Below are 3,064 nucleotides of genomic sequence, written 5' to 3' on the forward strand. Positions count from 1 at the left end.
CCATAGAGCAGGTCCATCGAGGCGGCGGGGCGGCTCTTGTCGAGATGGACGCAGCTTTCCGTCAGAACCAGCGTCTTGATGCCGTGCGGGGCAAGCGTGTCGGGCGTCACCTCGCCACCCGGCTTCATGCCGTAGTACCAGCCGGCGAGGAAGAAATCCGGCTCCACGGCCACGAGGTTTTCGAGCGTCGGATATTTCGGCGCCAGCTCCGGGATCGAACCCTGCTCTGCCTTGAATTCGGAACCGACCTTGTACCATCCGGTGATGCCCGTCAGGCCGACCATTGACGGCTGCAATTTCAGCGCGAAAGCCATCTCAGCCATGTTCAGATCGTGGATGACAGCGCGCTTCGGCGGCGCGTCGAAGGTCAGCGGCTTGCCGCAGCTGTCGACGGTTACCGGGAAGGCGAAGGCGGTCGAGGTCAGCAGCGAGACGGCAAGCGAAAAAGCGAGGCGTTTCACGGGTATGCTCCTTGTGGGTGGGATCGGGTCGACTATGGAACGGCTTCAATCACGACGGCGGCGCGGCACGGTTCGGAACCTCGAACACCGTCAACTCTCGATCCTCGGTTGGATGGCGCAGGCGCAGCACATCGATGCCGAAAATCTCGCGGATCAGCTGTTGGGCCAGCGCTTCGCGCGGTGCGGCGAGCGCTTGCAGACGGGCATGGTTCATCACCGCCACCCTGGTGGCGAAGGGTGCTACCAGCGCCAGATCGTGCAGCACCGCGATCACCGTCATCTCAAAGCCTGCCACGAGGTCGAGCAGTTCGCCGCGGGCGCGCGGGTCCAGATGGTTGGTCGGTTCGTCGAGGAACAGGATTTTGGGCTGCTGGGCGATGGCGCGCGCCAGTTGGGCGCGCTGGCGCTCGCCGCCCGACAGCGAGCCGACGGTGCGGCCAAGCAGCGGCAGCAGGCCGGTCCGGCGCAGCGCCTCGACGGCGATATCGCGTTCCTCGCGCCTGCGCCGCAGCCCGGCGTGCGGGACCCGGCCAAGCTCGACATAATCGATCACCGCCAGCCGCGGATCGGGCTGGTCGGTCTGGCCGACAACGGCGATATGCAGCGCCCGCTCGGCGGCCGAAATCCTGTCCAGCCCGCGTCCGCCAAGCTTCACCTCGCCGGAACTTGGCCGCAGCATGCCCGACAGCATGCGCAGCAGCGTCGTCTTGCCGGCGCCGTTGGGACCGATGATGGCAAGGCGATCGCCAGCGGCCACCGAGAAGCTGACCGCCTGGACCAGATTCCGCCCATTCGCCATGGCACAGAGGTCATGGGCTTCGAGAAGCGCTGCGCTCATCGGCTGCAGCCCGCCGGATTGCGGGGACGGCAAAGTGTGAGCATGGTGATGCGATGATCGATGGAGCCGTCCAACTTTCCGTCACTTTCCAAAACTGGCGACGGAAGGAAGCTGGCGAACCGGCCGACAAGGCCGGGATTCGCGTTTCCTCCCGGCACACCCCGTCCGGTCAACTCAGTGATGGCAGGTCTCCTGGCTCGCGGGTCGTTGCGCCATCCTGCCTTCCCAGCCTTGCCGGCCAGTGGCATTCACGGATTTTGCTCGCCGCTTACAGTTGCGGGGGCAGCCACGGCCTCGACCTGAACAGGCCTCACCGTGTTCCCTTTTCACCCCTCGCCTTTCGGCTCGGGGACCATCACCACTTCAGCGTAGATTTCCACCAAACGCTTCGCAATGGATTTCTCGGACGAAGTGGTGGGCCAGCTAAGGGAAACAGGCATTGCACGCTCACTTTATGTAATAACATAACATTCTTAGGAGATGACGCGGCCCGCTGTCAAGCGAAAGCCCATGGGATCGGCGCAGATTGCACGGAATGCGCAATTTCGATCAAACTGGCCGCGCCAGGAAACGCCAAGATGATCCGGCCAATGCGAAAAGGAGCCCCATGAACCCGACCGAGAAAGCGCTGTGGTTCGTCGAGAGCCATCTGCCGGAGGCGATCTCGCTTGACGATGTCGCGCAAAGCAGCGGCGTGTCGCGTTTTCATGTGACGCGCGCCTTCGGCGCCGCAACCGGCCGCTCGGTGATGGGTTACATGCGCTCACGCCGGCTGACCGAGGCGGCGCGCAAGCTGGCCGGCGGAGCGCCCGACATCCTCGTCGTCGCGCTCGACGCCGGCTACAACTCGCATGAGGCGTTCACCCGTGCCTTCCGCGATCAGTTCGGCACCACGCCGGAACTGGTGCGCGCGCAAGGCTCGACCAACAACCTCGACCTCGTGGAGCCGATCCTGATGGACCAGTCCTTCCTCACCAATCTCGAACCACCGCGCTTCGAGACCAGCCGGCCGTTCCTGATCGCCGGCCTCGGCGAACGCTACAGCTGCGAAACCAGCGCCGGGATTCCGATGCAGTGGCAGCGTTTTGCACCCTATATCGGCAACATCCCCGGCGAGATCTCAGGCGTTTTCTACGGCGTCTGCCTTAACGGCGATGACGCGGGCAATTTCGACTATGTCGTCGGCGTCGAAGTGTCCGGCTTTGCGGATCTGCCGAAGGACTTCTATCGGGTGCGGGTGCCGGCGCAGAAATATGCGGTGTTCTCGCACCGCGAGCACATCTCATCCATCCGCCGGACGATCAACACGATCTGGAACAGTTGGCTGCCCGACTCCGGTCACGAAATCGCGGATGCACCGGAATTCGAGCGCTATGGACCGGAGTTCGATGCCCACAGCGGCAATGGCGGGCTGGAGATCTGGGTACCGGTGAAGGCGTAGCTCGATCACGCCATCGGCAGCGCCGGCCAGCGATCGATGACCTTTCCGCCGGAAAACACGGCGATCGACCCGAATTGCTGCAGCACGGCCTCGCTCTGCGTCGGCCTTAGAAACGCGTAGTCGCCTGGCCTTGCGGCCGCATCGGCGGGCAAGCCCATGAATTGCTGGTTGGAGGACAGGCCGAGCAGGCCGTTCGTCTTCATGCCTTGGGGGAAGACCGGCTCGGCCATCCACTTGCCGCCATAGAGATAGCAGCCCTTGCGCGGAAACCGGCCGAGCGCCTGCAGCAGGCGGGTGACGGCCGGCGGGCCAGGCAGCATCGGC

At 64.3% G+C, this 3,064-nt stretch carries 2 protein-coding genes, 2 pseudogenes and 1 riboswitch; of the genes and pseudogenes, 1 reads left to right on the forward strand and 3 read right to left on the reverse strand.

The genetic code is table 11. The features are described 5' to 3' along the window. Both EN884_RS31000 and EN884_RS31005 read right to left on the reverse strand, forming a co-directional pair. Positions 1-461: pseudogene (locus EN884_RS31000) on the reverse strand (ABC transporter substrate-binding protein); the annotation flags it as partial. A gap of 49 nt (positions 462-510) precedes the next feature. After that, the gene (locus tag EN884_RS31005; RefSeq protein WP_013532381.1) at positions 511-1,299 is read right to left on the reverse strand and encodes an ABC transporter ATP-binding protein; all 789 of its coding nucleotides are present in this window, start codon (positions 1,297-1,299) and stop codon (positions 511-513) included. A 164-nt stretch (positions 1,300-1,463) separates the two neighbouring features. Beyond that, a riboswitch (cobalamin riboswitch) is annotated at positions 1,464-1,671 on the reverse strand. A gap of 235 nt (positions 1,672-1,906) precedes the next feature. Between EN884_RS31005 and EN884_RS31010 the strand changes: the two genes are divergently transcribed. Then, positions 1,907-2,740 (forward strand): AraC family transcriptional regulator, encoded by an 834-nt coding sequence (locus tag EN884_RS31010; protein WP_063170197.1) that lies wholly within the window; start codon positions 1,907-1,909, stop codon positions 2,738-2,740. A 5-nt stretch (positions 2,741-2,745) separates the two neighbouring features. Here the strand turns inward: EN884_RS31010 and EN884_RS31015 are convergent. Continuing rightward, a pseudogene (locus EN884_RS31015) lies at positions 2,746-3,064 on the reverse strand (DSD1 family PLP-dependent enzyme); the annotation flags it as partial.

Source organism: Mesorhizobium sp. M7A.F.Ca.AU.001.01.1.1, from assembly GCF_004022735.1.
GTDB classification, from domain to species: Bacteria; Pseudomonadota; Alphaproteobacteria; order Rhizobiales; family Rhizobiaceae; genus Mesorhizobium; species Mesorhizobium ciceri.

Excerpts from the sequence above, each read along its gene's own strand:
- EN884_RS31010 (WP_063170197.1), top strand. The coding sequence starts at position 1,907 with ATGAACCCGACCGAGAAAGCGCTGTGGTTCGTCGAGAGCCATCTGCCG.
- EN884_RS31005 (WP_013532381.1), bottom strand. The coding sequence starts at position 1,299 with ATGAGCGCAGCGCTTCTCGAAGCCCATGACCTCTGTGCCATGGCGAAT.